The organism is Dickeya fangzhongdai (assembly GCF_002812485.1).
Taxonomy (GTDB): Bacteria; Pseudomonadota; Gammaproteobacteria; order Enterobacterales; family Enterobacteriaceae; genus Dickeya; species Dickeya fangzhongdai.
Genome location: NZ_CP025003.1, coordinates 875,388 through 890,852 on the forward strand (window position 1 = coordinate 875,388; position 15,465 = coordinate 890,852).

At 59.3% G+C, this 15,465-nt stretch carries 15 protein-coding genes; 8 read left to right on the forward strand and 7 right to left on the reverse strand.

The window, feature by feature from the left end; genetic code table 11:
- Window positions 1-246: 246 nt before the first annotated feature.
- A complete protein-coding gene (nifJ, locus tag CVE23_RS04120) occupies window positions 247-3,780 on the reverse strand; it encodes a pyruvate:ferredoxin (flavodoxin) oxidoreductase (protein WP_100848958.1) in 3,534 nt (1,177 codons plus the stop codon).
- A gap of 551 nt (window positions 3,781-4,331) precedes the next feature.
- Between nifJ and CVE23_RS04125 the strand changes: the two genes are divergently transcribed.
- Together CVE23_RS04125 and CVE23_RS04130 are read left to right on the forward strand one after the other, a co-directional pair.
- Window positions 4,332-4,754 (forward strand): hypothetical protein, encoded by a 423-nt coding sequence (locus CVE23_RS04125; protein ID WP_038917900.1) that lies wholly within the window; start codon window positions 4,332-4,334, stop codon window positions 4,752-4,754.
- 138 nt (window positions 4,755-4,892) lie between these two features.
- On the forward strand, window positions 4,893-5,438 hold the full coding sequence (locus CVE23_RS04130) for a GNAT family N-acetyltransferase (protein WP_038917902.1): 546 nt from the start codon (window positions 4,893-4,895) through the stop codon (window positions 5,436-5,438).
- A 9-nt stretch (window positions 5,439-5,447) separates the two neighbouring features.
- Here CVE23_RS04130 and CVE23_RS04135 read toward each other — a convergent pair whose 3' ends face one another.
- Window positions 5,448-6,071: a LysE family translocator gene (locus CVE23_RS04135; RefSeq protein WP_038917903.1), complete on the reverse strand. Its 624-nt coding sequence runs from the start codon at window positions 6,069-6,071 to the stop codon at window positions 5,448-5,450.
- A 96-nt stretch (window positions 6,072-6,167) separates the two neighbouring features.
- On the opposite strand from CVE23_RS04135, the gene CVE23_RS04140 reads away from it, so the two are divergent.
- Window positions 6,168-6,893, forward strand: coding sequence for a YnfC family lipoprotein (locus tag CVE23_RS04140; protein ID WP_038917905.1), 726 nt, complete (start codon window positions 6,168-6,170; stop codon window positions 6,891-6,893).
- A gap of 192 nt (window positions 6,894-7,085) precedes the next feature.
- On the opposite strand, the gene CVE23_RS04145 is transcribed toward CVE23_RS04140, so the two are convergent.
- Together CVE23_RS04145 and CVE23_RS04150 are read right to left on the reverse strand one after the other, a co-directional pair.
- The gene (locus CVE23_RS04145) at window positions 7,086-8,636 is read right to left on the reverse strand and encodes a glycoside hydrolase family 43 protein (RefSeq protein ID WP_100848959.1); all 1,551 of its coding nucleotides are present in this window, start codon (window positions 8,634-8,636) and stop codon (window positions 7,086-7,088) included.
- 35 nt (window positions 8,637-8,671) lie between these two features.
- Window positions 8,672-10,108: a glycoside-pentoside-hexuronide (GPH):cation symporter gene (locus CVE23_RS04150; RefSeq protein WP_100848960.1), complete on the reverse strand. Its 1,437-nt coding sequence runs from the start codon at window positions 10,106-10,108 to the stop codon at window positions 8,672-8,674.
- A 232-nt stretch (window positions 10,109-10,340) separates the two neighbouring features.
- On the opposite strand from CVE23_RS04150, the gene CVE23_RS04155 reads away from it, so the two are divergent.
- Window positions 10,341-10,541 (forward strand): hypothetical protein, encoded by a 201-nt coding sequence (locus CVE23_RS04155; protein ID WP_100848961.1) that lies wholly within the window; start codon window positions 10,341-10,343, stop codon window positions 10,539-10,541.
- On the opposite strand, the gene CVE23_RS04160 is transcribed toward CVE23_RS04155, so the two are convergent.
- Together CVE23_RS04160 and CVE23_RS04165 are read right to left on the reverse strand one after the other, a co-directional pair.
- Complete coding sequence (locus CVE23_RS04160) at window positions 10,507-10,746, reverse strand: DinI family protein (protein WP_013316433.1); 240 nt, start codon at window positions 10,744-10,746, stop codon at window positions 10,507-10,509. The genes CVE23_RS04155 and CVE23_RS04160 overlap by 35 nt on opposite strands.
- Before the next feature lie 74 nt (window positions 10,747-10,820).
- Window positions 10,821-11,078, reverse strand: a complete 258-nt coding sequence (locus CVE23_RS04165) for a GNAT family N-acetyltransferase (protein ID WP_373287795.1) — start codon at window positions 11,076-11,078, stop codon at window positions 10,821-10,823.
- Between CVE23_RS04165 and CVE23_RS04170 the strand changes: the two genes are divergently transcribed.
- Together CVE23_RS04170 and CVE23_RS04175 are read left to right on the forward strand one after the other, a co-directional pair.
- Window positions 11,077-11,472 (forward strand): VOC family protein, encoded by a 396-nt coding sequence (locus CVE23_RS04170; protein WP_038917908.1) that lies wholly within the window; start codon window positions 11,077-11,079, stop codon window positions 11,470-11,472. The two genes, CVE23_RS04165 and CVE23_RS04170, sit on opposite strands and share 2 nt — an antisense overlap.
- Before the next feature lie 14 nt (window positions 11,473-11,486).
- The gene (locus CVE23_RS04175; protein WP_100848962.1) at window positions 11,487-11,771 is read left to right on the forward strand and encodes a YciI family protein; all 285 of its coding nucleotides are present in this window, start codon (window positions 11,487-11,489) and stop codon (window positions 11,769-11,771) included.
- 45 nt (window positions 11,772-11,816) lie between these two features.
- On the opposite strand, the gene ddlA is transcribed toward CVE23_RS04175, so the two are convergent.
- Window positions 11,817-12,917, reverse strand: coding sequence for a D-alanine--D-alanine ligase (gene ddlA / locus CVE23_RS04180; RefSeq protein WP_038917909.1), 1,101 nt, complete (start codon window positions 12,915-12,917; stop codon window positions 11,817-11,819).
- 182 nt (window positions 12,918-13,099) lie between these two features.
- Here ddlA and CVE23_RS04185 point away from each other — a divergent pair, with 182 nt between their 5' ends.
- Together CVE23_RS04185 and CVE23_RS04190 are read left to right on the forward strand one after the other, a co-directional pair.
- Window positions 13,100-13,924, forward strand: coding sequence for a helix-turn-helix domain-containing protein (locus CVE23_RS04185; protein ID WP_100848963.1), 825 nt, complete (start codon window positions 13,100-13,102; stop codon window positions 13,922-13,924).
- A 167-nt stretch (window positions 13,925-14,091) separates the two neighbouring features.
- On the forward strand, window positions 14,092-15,462 hold the full coding sequence (locus CVE23_RS04190; RefSeq protein ID WP_038662126.1) for an aspartate aminotransferase family protein: 1,371 nt from the start codon (window positions 14,092-14,094) through the stop codon (window positions 15,460-15,462).
- Window positions 15,463-15,465: the final 3 nt, after the last annotated feature.

Consider the following 15,465-nt stretch of genomic DNA (forward strand, 5'->3'; position numbering starts at 1 on the left):
CATATCTTTGTTGAGTGTTAAAAGCCATTGCGGCAAAGGAATTGTTGTTATCCGGTACAAAAAGTCCGGATGCGCATTATATGTGCAGAAGGGCGGCAGGAAAACCAGATGTACAATCCATTACATTATAAGCTTCGGTGCGGGGAAATAAGGCGACCAATAAAGGGAACGAACCGTGTGGCCGACGTGTGCCAGAAAGAATCAGGGAGCGGTTTCCCGCTCCCTGTGTGATCCGACTAAACGGCATTATTCCTGGGCGTTTTTCTCTGCCTTGCCCGCCAGCAGGCTGAGGAAGTCATAGCGGCGGCGCAGATCCGCCTCGGCTTCTTCATACAACAGGGCGGCGGCCTCCGGCTGCTGGCTATTGAGCCGGCGGAATCGTTGCTCGTTGAGCAGAGTTTCGCTCAGGCTGGCTGACGGCGGACGGGAATCCGTCACCAGCGCCGGTTTGCCTTCCGCCGTGCGGCGCGGGTCGAAGCGGTACAGCGGCCAGAAGCCGGTAGCGGTCAACTGGCGCATCTGGTCGTGGCTGAACGCCAGATCGTAGCCATGCTCTTCGCAAGGGCTGTAGGCGATGATCAGCGACGGACCCGGCCAGGCTTCCGCTTCCTGAATCGCCTTCACCGTCTGGTTAAGCTGGGCGCCCAGCGATATCTGCGCCACGTAGACGTGGCCGTACATCATCACGTTGATGCCGAGGTCTTTACGCGCCTTGCGTTTGCCATTCTCGCCAAACTTGGTGACGGCGCCGAGCGGGGTGGCTTTGGATTGCTGGCCGCCGGTGTTGGAATAGCACTGGGTGTCGAGCACCAGCACGTTAACGTTTTCCGACAGGCTCATCACGTGGTCAAGACCACCGTAGCCGATATCGTAGGCCCAGCCGTCGCCGCCAATCAGCCAGATGGATTTATCCACCAGATGATCGGCTTCCTCTATCAGTTGACGAGCGTCGGCGCTGTCGATGGCGCTGAGTGACTGACGCAGGCGGGCAATCTGTTCGCGGCGCGTATCGGCAGCAACGGATTCTTCCAGCAGGTCGGCCACCACATCGGCAGGCAATTGCGGCTTGAGCTGATCCAGCAGGCGCAGGGCGCGCTGGCGATGCTGGTCGACGCTCAGGCGGAAGCCCAGCCCGAACTCGGCGTTGTCTTCAAACAGCGAGTTGGCCCATGCCGGCCCGCGGCCGTTGGCATCGGTGGTCCAGGGCGTTGTCGGCAGGTTGCCGCCGTAAATCGAGGAACAGCCGGTGGCGTTGGCCACCAGCAGACGATCGCCGTACAGCTGGGTCAGCAGCTTTATGTACGGGGTTTCGCCGCAGCCGGAACAGGCGCCGGAGTACTCGAACAGCGGCGTAATCAACTGCGAGGTACGGATATCGATGCGCTCCAGTTTGCTGCGGTCGATTTCCGGCAGTTTGAGGAAGAAATCGTAATGGGTTTTCTCGGTCGCCACATGGTCCAGACGCGATTCCATGTTGATGGCCTTGATTTCCGGATTCTGGCGATCTTTGGCCGGGCACACTTCCACGCACAGATTACAGCCGGTGCAATCTTCCGGCGCGACCTGCAGCACATACTTCTGACCGCGCATGTCGCGGGCTTTCACGTCCAGCGACTGCAGCGACGCTGGGGCGTCGGCCATCGCGTCGGCGGGCACTACCTTGGCGCGGATAGCGGAGTGCGGGCAGGCGGCCACGCAGTGGTTGCACTGGGTACACAGATCCGGTTTCCACAACGGAATCTCTTCGGCGATGTTGCGCTTTTCCCACTGGGTGGTGCCGACCGGCCAGGTGCCGTCCGGTGGCAGGGCGGACACCGGCAGGCTGTCGCCCAGACCGGCCAGCATCGCGGCGGTGACGGTTTTGACGAAATCGGGCGCGGCGTCGGAGACCACCGGCGGGCGGCACGGGCTGTCCGGATTCACCGGCTCCAGCGCCAGCGCTTCCAGCGCGGCCAGCGTCGCGTCCAGCGCGCGCCAGTTGCGTTCCACCAGTTCCTGGCCTTTGCTGCCGTAGCTGCTGGCGATGGCGGCGCGCAGTTTGTCGAGCGCGTCGCCGCCCGGCAGGATTTGCGTCAGGTGGAAGAACGCCATCTGCATCACGGTGTTGATGCGCGCGCCCAACTGACATTCGCGGGCGATTTTCGCCGCATTGATGCAGAACACCCGCGCCTGACGCTGGTTCAGACCGGCCTGTACTTCCTGCGGCAGCCGGTGCCACAGGTCGTCGGCGCTGTAAGGCGTGTTGATCAGGAAGATGCCGCCCGGTTTCAGGCGCTCCACCATGCTGTATTTGTCGATGAACTGCCACTGGTGGCAGGCCACGAAATCCGCCTGTTCAATCAGGTAGGCGGAATGAATCGGGTGCGGGCCGACGCGCATGTGGGAAACCGTCAGGCTACCGGCTTTTTTGGAGTCGTAAACGAAATAGCCCTGCACGAACAGCGGGGTCGAATTACCGACGATTTTGATCGAGTTTTTGGCGGCGGACACGGTGCCGTCGCTGCCCAGCCCGTAGAACAGCGCTTCCAGCGACGCCTGCGTCGGCATCGGCTGCTCGGACAGCGGCAACGACAGGTGGGTGATATCGTCATAAATACCGACGGTAAAACGCGGTCTGGGGTTAGTAAGCGCTAACTCTTTATACGTCGCCTCGACGCACTGCGGGGTGAATTCTTTCGAAGACAGACCGTAACGGCCGCCGATCACCTTCGGCATAAGTGGGCGCTCACCTCGCGAGAACGCCTCCGCCAGCGCGGTCATTACGTCCAGATACAGCGGTTCAGCCTGGGCGCCGGGTTCTTTGGTGCGGTCCAGTACCGCGATGGACTGCGCGCTTTGCGGAATCGCCGCCAGCAGATGCTGCGCACAGAACGGCCGGTACAGCCGAACCTTCACCACGCCGACTTTCTCGCCGCGCGTCAGCAGGGTGTCGATCACCTCTTCGCAGGTGCCGACGCCGGAGCCCATCATCACGATAACGCGGGTGGCGTCGGGATGGCCGTAATACTCGAACGGCCGGTACTGACGGCCGGTTTCGCGGGCGAAGTCGTTCATCGCCTGTTCCACATGACCGAATGCCGCGTTGTACCACGGGTTGGTGGCTTCGCGCGCCTGGAAGAAGGTATCCGGGTTGGAGGCGGTGCCGCGAATCACCGGACGCTCAGGAGTAAGCGCCCGCTCACGGTGTGCATCAATCGCCGCCTGCGGCAGCAGGGTGCGCAATTGCGCGTCGCTCAGCGGCTCGATCTTGTTGATTTCGTGCGAGGTGCGAAAGCCGTCAAAGAAATGAATAAACGGCAGGCGGCTGTTGAGGCTCGCCATCTGGGAAATCAGCGCGAAGTCCTGCGCTTCCTGCACGTTGCTGGCGCACAGCATGGCGCAGCCGGTCTGACGCACCGCCATCACGTCCGAATGGTCGCAGAAAATGGATAACGCGTGGGTCGCCACGGTACGGGCGGCGACGTGCAGTACAAACGGCGTCAACTGACCGGCCAACTTGTACAGCGTCGGGATCATCAGCAGCAGGCCCTGCGAGGAAGTAAAGGTCGTGGACAGCGCGCCGGTCTGCAATGCGCCGTGCACGGTGGCGATGGCGCCCGCTTCGGATTGCATTTCAACCACCCGAGGGGTATCTCCCCAGATATTCTTGCGTTCGTCGCTCGACCAGGCGGCCGCTTGTTCGGCCATGGTGGAGCTGGGGGTAATGGGGTAGATAGCGATAACTTCATTGGTTCGCCAGGCGACCGAAGCGACCGCGTTATTACCGTCGGTGGTGATCATGACTTAACCTTCTTTGTTGCTGAACGATGTCCCTGTGTGGCGGCTATTATCGCTGCCCGGCGAGTTTTTTTGACCGATTATAGCCCGCTGAGTTGTTTCAATATGTATATGGCGAGCAGGCGGCGCGCCACAGGCCGGCAATAATAGCAGTTTAGGGACATGCTGTGCAGTTCCCAACCGGATACGTTGCGGCGGATCCTTTGCCCGGCCGTTCACATCCCTGCGAGGGAAGATGACGCTGGCGATAAACAGCGGTGTTAATGTATCGTTAATAAAATCAGACTATATCACCTATTATCGTACAGTCTGACAAGGGCGTGGCGCTGTCCGATTAAAAATCCGGCATTCGCCCGCAAAGCGGGAAATGCCAGTGGAAGGATAGGCATCTGCGCCTATGCTGAAATAAAGCGCCGGACACCTCCTGATGCGGGCGTCAGCGTCAGGCCGGCAGAAAAATCCCAGACGCGACCATTAAGGAAATCTGTTCATACTTCAGGGATAGCCTTCGCGCTCTTCGGGTTGATTATCGACTTTGACGAAGGAACAGCACTATGTTTATCGATCTGAGAGACAAAATGGTATCGGTATTAGCCAGAATCCGTGAAAGAGGCTATGGACCGGAAGAAGCCATCAATCATATTGTTCAATCTCTGGGCAGCCGTTATAGCGATGTGTCCAAAGTCAATGTGCTGACCTCGAAACTGATAGCCGATGTGATTCACTCGACTTACCAGGATGAAACCTCACCGCAGGAGATCGCGGGGATCATCCGCATGTTGGGGTACGCCAGTTGGGATGTCGTAGGTGGTATTCATGAGCAGTTTCCACAGTTAACTGCGGAAGAAGTTGGCCGGCTGGTGCTGCATGAAAAGGTTTACCCCACGACCGACCGTGCCGCGTTTATCTCCGCCATGACTTACGGGGGATTCTCCCGTGAGGAAAGCGAGCAGGCAGCGAACAGCCTGTATTCCTGAGGGTTGTCGACCAACGAGGACGACAGGCTATCATCCTTTGCATGTGGGGCCGGCGCAAGCGTCGCCGGTCCGGAACCATTCTCCGCCATGATGCCACCTAACAGAGCGCCCGTGGACATGACTGATGAGGAGAATCTGATGCGGCAACCTACCCTGACCACTGAACATCTGCAATTGCGGCCGCTGCAGGCGCAGGACGTCACTGATGTCTGCACCTTGCTGAACAGCGCGCCCGATATTTCCGCTATGACCATGCTGATTCCCTATCCCTGCCCGCGTGAAACGGTGGTCAACTGGATTGCCGATTTGCAGAGCAACTGGGAGCGGCGTAAAGGGGTGGCCTACGCCATCTGTTTATCGCAGAGTCAGCAGTTGATTGGCTCGATTTCGCTGGTGTCGCTGGAAACCGACCAGCCGGAGATCGGTTACTGGCTGGGCGCCGATTTCCGGCAACGGGGATTCGGCACCGAAGCCAGCCTGGCGCTATGCCAGTTTGCCTTTAGCCAACTGCATGTTGAGAAAATCTACGGTTGTCATTTGCCGCAGAACGTGGCGTCCGGCCGGGTATTGCTCAAATGCGGTTTTCATTCGCTGGGAATGCGCCATGTGTTTCTGGCTTCCCGCCAGCGGCAGGAGACCGTTGCCGTTTATATGATGCCGTCGCCGGCGATGGCGACGGCATGAGGCGCCGGTCTATTTTTGCAGCAGCAACCGGATGCCCAGCGCCGCCATCACCGTACCGCTGAGGCGGTCAAATAACGTTCTGAACCGCAAATAGGCGCCGCGCGGCCCGCTGGAAGACAGCAACAACGCCACCAGCGCATACCACAGAAAATCGATCACGAACGCCAGCAACGGCAACGCCACGTACATCCAGCCCGCAATGTGCTGGCTGAGCAGCGCGGCGAACACCCCGCCGAACACCAGCGCCGTATTCGGGTTGCTGAGTTGCGTCAACAGCCCCAGCCGAAAGGCGTGCGTCTGAGGCGGCTCGTGGCCGCTGTGCAGCGCTGGCGCGGCGTGGTCTGGTCTGGCGCGAAACAGGGTAAACGCCAGATACAGCAGGTAAATCCCGCCGGCGATTTTCAGCGTCTGATATAACCAGGGCACCGCCAGCAGCAGCGATTGCAGGCCCAGCAACGCCACCAGCGCGAAGATGGCTGCGCCGACGCCCATCCCCAGCGAGACGGCGAGACTATTGCGCCGGGATGAAGCCAGCGCGGTCCGCGCGACCAGAATGAAACTTTGCCCCGGACTCATGGCGCCGAGCGCCAGTACTCCGCCGATGGCGGCGATAGCCAGTATGTCACTGCCCATTCCCTGCTCCTTGGTTGTGATGGATAGTTATCTTTATCCTCTCTTTTGGAATTGGCGTAAACTGACGCGATTCAACAGGTATCCAGGATAAGGACTATGAAACTACGCGCCACGCTGCTGGCGGGCTCGGTATTACTGGCCGGGTGTGACCTGAAACCGGCCGCAGAGCCGGTGAACCCGGTACTGGCCGGGCTTTCCAATATCTTTGGCTTTGATGCGCTGCGGGGAAAGGTCAAACGCTTTACGCAAACCCAGACCGATGAGGCCGGCAAGGTGACGGCCTATGTCGAGGGCGAATTTGATGCCGAAGGGTGCCTCGCTGCGCTGCGTACCTATCAGCCGTCGATGAATCTCGACCTGGATCTAGTGCGCGATGGGCAGACGCTGGTGGAGCAGAGCGATCGTCAGGCGCTGTTTCAACTGACGGATCACTGCCAACTGGCGAAAACCACCGATGGCCGCCTGAGCTACCGTTCGAACGACCAACACGCCATCGCTGAGGTGGTTTACCGCGATAAGCCGACGCCGCTGGCGAGCTATCGCTACGACGATGACGGCTTCCCGGTCAGCATGACGTTTGTCTCGCCGGAAAACGGCAACGTGACTAAGGTCGAGATGCGCAACGATGCGCCGGCGCAAAAACGGCTTGATGCCACCGTTATCGTGACGGAAAACAACGAACAGGTCAGCGTGACCCGCACCAGTTGTCAGTATGACCAGCATTTCAATCCGCGTTTGTGTCAGGTGCTGGTCTCGAACGGCAAAGGCGCTGCGCAAACGGTCACCACTCTGACGCATACCACCAAAATCGAGTATTACTAGGCTGCGCCTTTTCTTATGCGTGGAGCCGCTATTTAGCGGCGATCGTTTAATGCGACGACCGCGATTCTGCGTGACCGCCGCCGCGGTCATTGCCGGTGAATGCGCTCATTGCGCGTGGATGCAACCATTGCCGTGGGTTGAATACAGCCGGCGGTTTGCCGGTGCGGCCCGGATGCGGGCCGCGACTGGCGTTCAGGGGGTAACGTGGAAAAAATCGACGTCGGCGCGGCCCTGACCGTGCTGTTCCGGTAACGACAGCGCATACAGCCCGATTTTGGCGCCCACCCATTTCCCCGGCCCGGCGGCGAAAGGCTCCCCGACCGGGGTAAAACCGCCGTCAGGCGTGCGCCACGCGAACTGGCAGCGTGCGTTCGGCAGCACCGTCACCCGCAGTTCAAGCGTGTGCGCTTCCTCAAAAGGCAATGTCGCTCCGGCGTACTGGCGCAGTTCCTGTGCGTCGGTCATCCAGCCATAGCCGTTTGTCAGCGCTACGCCGTCCGCCGTTTTTTCCAGCCCCAGAAAAGCGAAGCGCTCGCTGTAGACGATCAACCCACAGCGATCGCCCACGTTTTCCAGCGTTGCCCGTAGCCGGGTGGTGACCGTAAAGGTCTCCGCCGGAAATTTCTGCATCAGCAGGTTAGGAACGTCATACCAGGACGGCACGCCATGACGCTGTGGCATCGGCTGGCACCACAGCCGTAGTCCAGGTCGGCGCAGTTCGTACCAGCCTGCATCGGGGTTGGCCTGCCATTGCCACTGCAAACCGAGCCGGTCGGCCGTGAAATCGTCAGACGTCGCCGGCTGGGCGCGGATGTTGTTTGCTCTGACGGCGGGCATGGCCGCTTCCGCCACCGGCTCGCCCGGGCCGCCGTCGCCCGATGGCGCGCCGATCAGCGGCCAGTCATCCTGCCATTGCATCGGTTGCAGGTGCACCACACGTCCGTAAGCGTGGCGATCCTGAAAATGCACGAACCAGCTCTCGCCGTTTTCCAGCTCGACCCAGCCGCCCTGATGAGGGCCGTTAACGGCGGAAGACCCCTGATGCAGCGCCACGCGCGCCTGCCACGGCCCCTGTAGCGATGCGGCGCGCAGCACCGTCTGCCAGCCGGTGGGCACGCCGCCGGCCGGGGCAAAAATGTAGTACCAGCCATTGCGCTTGTAGAGTTTCGGGCCTTCCAGCGTCGGCTGACTGGCGGTGCCGTCGACGATAATCCGGCCTTCATCCAGCAGTTGACGGCCGTCGCTGCTCATCCGGCACAGTTGAAGCTGGTGCTTGCGCCCGCTGCGGCTGAAGGCAAAGGCGTGAACCAGCCAGGCGCTGCCGTCGTCGTCCCAGAATGGACAGGGATCGATCCAGCCTTTGGCTGCCTTCACGCAATGCGGCGCGCTCCAGTCGCCGCGTGGATCGTCGGTCTGACACATGAAGATCCCTTCGTCCGGCGTGCTGAAAAACACCCAGAATTTCCCGGCATGGTAACGGATGCTGGGCGCCCAGACGCCTTTTCCCGGTTGAAACCGTTCGTAGCCCGGCAGGTCGAAACGCGCAAACACGTGGTTGATCAGCGTCCAGTTCACCAGATCCCGCGAATGCAGGATCGGCAGCGCCGGCATGTGATTAAAACTGGACGACACCAGATAAATGTCGTCGCCCACCCGCACGATATCGGGGTCGGAATAGTCGGCGAACAGAATGGGGTTACGGTAGCGGCCGTCGCCCCGATCCGGGTTCCAGGGGGATGTCATCGGTGAAGGTTCCACGTTGTTCTTCTCCTTAACTGTCAGGCCACGCCGCGCGGGGTCAGGTGCGGATTGACGCCGTCGTCCTGCTCTGGCGCCGGCTGCGGCGCGGCATGACGGCGTGCGAGGTCGGTCTGGATCTGTTCCATAGTCTTGTCATCCAGTTTATAGAAACGCGTTAGCCAGTACAGAATCAGGTAGGACAGCGACGGGCCGATACTCAGCAGGCCAATGATGCCGGTGGTGGCAAGCGACGTCTGGGTGGGCGAACCCGCCACATAGCCGAACCAGCCCAGAGCGAACCCGACCAGCGCCCCGGCGACCGCCATTCCCAGTTTGAGAGCGAACAGATTGCCGGAGAAAGACAGGCCGGTGATGCGGCGGCCGGTTTTCCATTCGCCGTAGTCGGCGGCGTTCGCCATCATGTTCCACTTAAACGGCTGATACATCTGGTGGAAGAAACCGACCAGGAAATACAGTGGAAACACTACGGCAAGCCAGGTGGGCGGCACAAAAAACAGCACCACACCGGTAGCGACCAGCAGCAGGTTGATGTTTTTGAACAGGCTGAGGCTGCGGTAGCGTTTGGCGAAATAACCGGCCAGCATGGCGCCGATAATGGTGCCGACCACGCTGGTGGTGATAAACGCGCTTTTCATCGCGGTGCCGACGGCACCAGTATGTGCCGGGTCAACCATCAGGTAGGTGGCGTAGTACAGCGTGGCGGCGCCGCGCATCACGCCGGCCATACTGGAGAAAAAGGTAATGACGGCGACGATGCGCCACTGGTCGTTGCTCAGCAGATTTTTCACATCGTCCCAGACGTTCTGCCCTTGATCCACCTGTGGATTGATTCGCTCCTGCGTAGTGAAAAAGCAGAAAATCAGCATGATGACGGCCAATACGCCCATCACCGCCATGGTGCCCTGATAGCCGAGCTGCTTATCGCCGCGGCCGATCCAGTCCACCAGCCACAGGGTTCCCACCGACACCAGCAGCCCGGCGGCGGAAGAGATGGTGAAGCGGTAAGACTGGGCGGAAAGCCGGTCTTTTTCGTCGGTGGTGATGACCCCGCCCAGCGAACAGTAGGGAATGTTGATAAAGGTGTAGAACATCATCAACAGGGTGTAGGTGATGTAGGCGTAAACCAGTTTCCCGGTGCCGGCCAGGTCCGGCGTGGTGTAGGTCAGTACAGCAATGACGGCGTACGGGACCGCGAACCAGATCAACCAGGGGCGAAAATGTCCCCAGCGGGTGCGGGTTCGGTCAGCCAGCAGGCCGATCATTGGGTCGACGACGGCGTCCAGTACGCGGGTTACCAGAAACATCACGCCCACCGCCGCCGCGGAAATGCCGTAAATATCGGTATAAAAATAGGTCAGGAACATGGTCACAGAGGAATAGACGATGCCGCAGGCCGCGTCTCCCATGCCGAAACCGATTTTTTCCGCCGTGCTTAACTTGTTATTGTTAGTCATTGGAAACTCCGATGATGGATAAAAGCAGCGTTTGCTTTGTTCCCGCGTATTGTTGTGGTTAGTTGAACGGGTGACTATTGCGGAATTTCTTATGCCGATTATGTTTACTGGTATCTGTTATACCGCTCACGAATTTGTGGAAGAAGAGCAGACGATATACGGCAGTGATAGGTTTTTTTGCTTTTAAATACAGCCTATTAACCTGTCAGTCAGGTGGCGGGGTGGTATAACAATGTGGTGGCCGTTGGCTGGTCCGCTGACCGCTGGCAGCCTGCGAACCGCCGGGAACGGTTATGCCGGTCAGGCGCGCCCGGCAACGATCCGGTTAGCGGGTCATGATGGCGTTTGCGGCGGCGAAGCGGTGCCGCGAGCGAAACAGGAAACCGGCCTGACCGCCATTATTCCGGCGTCAGCCATTCGTCGGCTTCGTTAAACATCTCTTCGATAATCCGGTTAATGGTGGATTTATCCTGTTTGCTGGCGTTGGAATTAATGGCGTTGGCTTGCATCGGTTTTATTTTGATTTCCGCGTCCGGAAATACCCGATGAATGCGTTTGGCGAGTTCGTTTTTAATCTGCTCCGCCGCGTTGGGTAACCCGCTCACGTTTCTTTTATCGTAAACCAACTCTACGTACATTAGCTGCATCTCCATGAAAAATACTGGCTAAATATACAGCATTGATTCAAAGTCCTGCAATCGGTTTTTTAGGATCAGCCAGCGATCGTTTTTTCCATATAAACGCTAAGCGGATCGTCGTCATAGGGAAAAAACGGCCTGCGCTGGCGATAGCCATGACGCAGATAGAGCCGGATCGCCTGCGGCTGATGTATGCCGGTTTCCAGCCGGATCACCCGACAACCCGCCAGACGCGCATGCTTTTCCAACTGGCGCATCAACAACCATAAGACTCTTAAACCATAAAACTCTTCAACCATAAGACTTTTCAGCCATAAGAAGGAGTAACGCATGACCACATTACGCGTGGCGCGGCCGGTAACGGACCTACAGCGCAGCGAGCGGATGTACTGTGACGGGCTGGGGTTGCAGAAATTAGGCTCCTTTGCGCAACACGGCGGCTTCAGTGGTGTTATGCTGGGTCGGCGGGGGCTGGCCTGGCACCTTGAGTTTACCGTTTGTCATACTCATCCGGTCATGCCAGCGCCGACGGAAGACGATTTACTGGTGCTGTACGTTTCCGACCATGAAGGGTGGCAGACGTCCTGCGATCGCATGGTGCAGGCCGGGTTCAGCGTGGTGGCGTCATTTAATCCTTACTGGGAGCGGCAGGGCAAAACTTTCCGTGATCCCGACGGTTATCGGGTGGTGTTGCAGCAAGGACGCTGGCCGAATGCCGACTTATAACGAAGAGAATAACCATGTATATCATCAATCTGACATACAACGCGCCGCTGGATGAAGTGGAAAACTTGCTGGAACGACATGTGACCTGGCTGAAACGGGGATATGAACAAGGCGTGTTTGTGGCGTCCGGGCGTAAAAATCCGCGTACCGGGGGGGTGATTTTGGCCAAGAGCATCGAACGGGAAGAGCTGGAGGATTTTCTAAAGCAGGATCCGTTTCAGGCGGTGGCCAACTACGAGGTGATCGATTTCCAACCGTCCATGACCGTTGATACCTTCGCGGCCCTCAGCCGCATTTGAGTAATACGCTCCGGTATGCGCCGCGCGCGCACCGGAGCGCATCCATCACTCGCGCACCGAGCTTTGCAGATTACTATCCTGCGCGTGGCGCTCCAGCGCCAGTTCAATCAACTGGGTGATCAGGTCGGTGTAGTTGAGGCCGCTGGCTTCCCACAGTTTCGGATACATGCTGATGTTGGTGAAACCGGGCAGGGTGTTGACCTCGTTGACGATGACCTGCTGGTCCGGCGTCAGGAACACGTCTACCCGCGCCATACCCTGACAATCCAGAGTCTGGAAAGCCCGCAGGGCGATATCGCGGATATGCTGGTGCACCTCGTCGTCCATCGCCGCCGGAATCGCTACCGCCGCGCCATCTTCGTTGATGTATTTGGTGTCGTAGGAGTAGAACTCGTCGTGCAGCACGATTTCGCCGCAGAGGCTGGCTTTCGGATAGTCGTTGCCCAGCACCGCGCATTCGATTTCACGGCCGACAATCGCCGATTCCACCAGCACTTTATGGTCGTAGCGGAACGCCAGATCCACCGCCCGCTCGAATTCCGCCTGATTGCGCACCTTGCTCACGCCGACGGACGACCCCTGATTAGCCGGTTTGACGAACAGCGGCAGCCCCAGTTGTTCGGTAACGTCGTCATAAGGATGGCGGGCGCGGTTGGCGCGGGTCAGGGTGACGAACGGCGCCACCAGCAGGCCGGCGTCGCGCAACAACCGTTTGGTGACGTCTTTGTCCATGCTGACGGCGGATCCCAGCACGCTGCTGCCGACAAACGGAATGTTCGCCATGCGCAGCAGCCCTTGCAGCGAACCGTCTTCGCCCAGCGTGCCGTGAACGATCGGGAAAATGACGTCAATCTGCGACAGCGCGCTGGCGCTGGCGGTGTCGATCAACTGATGGTGGGTTTGGCCCGGGATCAGCGCCACGTTCTGACTGGTGCGGTTCAGGGCGATCAGCGCCGGGTTATCGGCGTTGAGCAGATAGTTGGAGGCGTCGTTGACGTGCCATTCCCCTTGCTTGTCGATGCCCAGCAACACCACATCGAACCGCGTTTTATCAATGGCGTCTACAATGTTTTTTGCGGACTGCAGTGACACTTCGTGCTCAGAGGATTTACCACCAAAAACCACGCCAACCCGAATTTTACTCATATCACTCTTTCCATTATGGATCGTTGTACTGTTTACCGCTTGATAAGACGTCATTTGACCTGTGGTTGCAAGAGTATCACTTCATGCCGCAACGCGGGACTTTTTTCCGGCCGGCGGCGGCGCCTTTCCGGTTCTGGCGCAGAAATTGCTCATCCGGAAGACATGCGCAACAGGAGAAGGGTATGCGTACCGGTTCAACGTCGCTCGCAGTCAGGCCGCTGCAGCCCTGGTTTGTGATCAATGCCGCTGAAGATTACCTGAAAAAGGCGCTTATCGACTCGCCGATTGCGCATTTTTACTGTTTTTCCGTGGCCAGAGAACAGCCGGTGACGCTGGCGGTACCGGACGGCAGCGTGGATATTCTGTTCAACATCAATCGCGACGCGCCGTTCGGGCGGGTATGCGGTAGCACCGAGGCGGCGCAGGCGACCCGACTCAGCCCGGGCGAACGTTATTTCGGCGTACGTTTTATGCCGGGCGTGATGCCGGCGTTGCTGGATCTGTCCGCCGGCGAACTGGCCGGGCAGGAGATAGCGTTTCAGGACGCGGCGCCCGGCGCCGGGCGGCTGGTGGAGCGGCTAGCCGACAGCCGGGATTTCGGTGAGCAGGTATCGCTGTTTCTGGCCTATTTTTCCCGCCAGATGGGTAGGGTTTCTCCGCCGTTGCTGTTGCAGATGATCGATCTGATCATGGCGCATGACGGCGTGATCCGGGTTGAACAGCTGGAGCGGAAAACCCTCTATTCCGCCCGTTATATCCACCGGCTGTTTCACGACCACTGCGGCATGTCCACCAAGGCGTTTTGCCGCACCATCCGCTTTCAGCGCGCGTTGTCGCTGCTCAATCAGGGCGAGGCGCAGAACATGGCGATGCTGGCCCAGCGGCTCGGCTATGCCGATCAGTCGCATTTCCTGCGCGAGTTCAAAGACTTCGCTTCCTGCTCGCCGAAAGCCTATCTGGCGGGGATTCAGGCCATTCGTTATCAGCACCGCATCCGGCAGTGTTGACGTCTTTGCGCGGGTGCCTTTTTTTAGTGCGAAAATGCACCAAAACAACGCCGGTTCTGCACCGTGGCCTGTGCCGATTTATTCTATTTTCCTACCCCGTCCTCCCGCTATAAACAGCTCACAGAACGTTTTTCTTTCTTCATCAATCAGAGTTGAGCGAGGGTGTTATGGCGGATGCAAAACAGGTTGTGCCGGGGTTCTATACCATTGACGAAGCGATTGCGCTGGATGGCAAAACAACGCGGGAACTGCAATTGACCCACCTGAACCGCATGCGGTCGCTGGATGGGCATGCCAAGTATTTCGTACGGGCGGAAGGCAGCACCTTTATCGACGACAACGGCGACAAGCATCTGGATATGATCGGCGCGGTTGGGGTGGTGACGGTCGGCAACAACAACGAGTTCGTCTGGTCCTGCCTGCAGAAGTGTTTCGACAATCGCCTGTTCATGATGGGCGCCATCTCCTACCACAGCGTCACGGCGGCGCTGGCGCATAACATGGCGCTGCTCTCGCCGCAGGGCAAACTCACCAAAATGGGCACCGCCACCGGCGGCGCCGAAGCCATCGAAGGCATGATCAAACTGGTGAAGCTCGGCACCCGCCACAAGCCGGAGAAAACCCACCTGCTGGCGACGCTGGGCGCGTTTCACGGCAAGACCTCCGGCGCGGTATCGCTGGGCGGCAAGGACAAATGGCGCTTCGGCCAGCAGCCGACGCTCGGCAACATCGACCATGTGGCCTACGGCTCGGTCGACGAACTGGCGGCGGCGCTCTCCACCGGTAAGTACAAGGCGTTCGTGGTCGAGCCGATTCAGGGCGAAGGCGGCATTCTGGTGCCGCCGGCGGGGTATCTGAAGGCCGCGCGCGAGCTGTGCGACCGTTACGACACGTTGCTGGTGCTGGATGAAATCCAGTGCGGCGCGGCGCGTACCGGCACGTTCTGGTGCTGCGAGCACGAAGACGTGGTGCCGGATTGCATCGTGTTCGCCAAAGGATTGTCCGGCGGGCTGGTGCCGTTCGGCGGTTACCTGTGTACCGAAGCGCTGTACGAAGCGGCCTACGGTACCATCGAAACCTGTTATCACCACACCGCCACCTATCAGGAAAATACCCTCAGCGCGGCGGCGGCGTTGGGCGCGTTGCAGTTCATCGTTGAAAACGATCTGTGCGGCATGGCGACGCGTAAAGGCGAGCGCATGATGCAGCGGTTGCGCGAGGTACAGGGGCGCTACCCCGGCGTGATCCGCGAGGTGCGCGGCAAAGGGCTGATGATCGGCATGGAATTTTGCCCGATGCCGGAAGCGCTGCGCGCGTCGCTCGGCGACTACTACTCCGCGCCCATTGCCGGCCTGATGGTGGAGAAATGGCGCATTCAGGTGAATTTCACCATCAATAATCTGGCGGTGTTCCGCTTCCTGCCGCCGCTGACCATCACCGACGAGGAGCTGGATTACGCGCTGGATGCGTTCGAAGCCTCGGTAGCGCAGGTGGTGGAGCAGGTGAAGGCCGCCGCCCTGTCGGCGACGCCGGCATGAGAG

Excerpts from the sequence above, each read along its gene's own strand:
- CVE23_RS04190 (WP_038662126.1), top strand. The coding sequence starts at position 14,092 with ATGGCGGATGCAAAACAGGTTGTGCCGGGGTTCTATACCATTGACGAA.
- CVE23_RS04185 (WP_100848963.1), top strand. The coding sequence starts at position 13,100 with ATGCGTACCGGTTCAACGTCGCTCGCAGTCAGGCCGCTGCAGCCCTGG.
- CVE23_RS04170 (WP_038917908.1), top strand. The coding sequence starts at position 11,077 with ATGACCACATTACGCGTGGCGCGGCCGGTAACGGACCTACAGCGCAGC.
- CVE23_RS04145 (WP_100848959.1), bottom strand. The coding sequence starts at position 8,636 with ATGACATCCCCCTGGAACCCGGATCGGGGCGACGGCCGCTACCGTAAC.
- CVE23_RS04125 (WP_038917900.1), top strand. The coding sequence starts at position 4,332 with ATGTTTATCGATCTGAGAGACAAAATGGTATCGGTATTAGCCAGAATC.
- ddlA (WP_038917909.1), bottom strand. The coding sequence starts at position 12,917 with ATGAGTAAAATTCGGGTTGGCGTGGTTTTTGGTGGTAAATCCTCTGAG.
- CVE23_RS04155 (WP_100848961.1), top strand. The coding sequence starts at position 10,341 with ATGTGGTGGCCGTTGGCTGGTCCGCTGACCGCTGGCAGCCTGCGAACC.
- CVE23_RS04135 (WP_038917903.1), bottom strand. The coding sequence starts at position 6,071 with ATGGGCAGTGACATACTGGCTATCGCCGCCATCGGCGGAGTACTGGCG.
- CVE23_RS04150 (WP_100848960.1), bottom strand. The coding sequence starts at position 10,108 with ATGACTAACAATAACAAGTTAAGCACGGCGGAAAAAATCGGTTTCGGC.
- CVE23_RS04140 (WP_038917905.1), top strand. The coding sequence starts at position 6,168 with ATGAAACTACGCGCCACGCTGCTGGCGGGCTCGGTATTACTGGCCGGG.
- CVE23_RS04165 (WP_373287795.1), bottom strand. The coding sequence starts at position 11,078 with ATGCGTTACTCCTTCTTATGGCTGAAAAGTCTTATGGTTGAAGAGTTT.
- CVE23_RS04130 (WP_038917902.1), top strand. The coding sequence starts at position 4,893 with ATGCGGCAACCTACCCTGACCACTGAACATCTGCAATTGCGGCCGCTG.
- nifJ (WP_100848958.1), bottom strand. The coding sequence starts at position 3,780 with ATGATCACCACCGACGGTAATAACGCGGTCGCTTCGGTCGCCTGGCGA.
- CVE23_RS04175 (WP_100848962.1), top strand. The coding sequence starts at position 11,487 with ATGTATATCATCAATCTGACATACAACGCGCCGCTGGATGAAGTGGAA.
- CVE23_RS04160 (WP_013316433.1), bottom strand. The coding sequence starts at position 10,746 with ATGTACGTAGAGTTGGTTTACGATAAAAGAAACGTGAGCGGGTTACCC.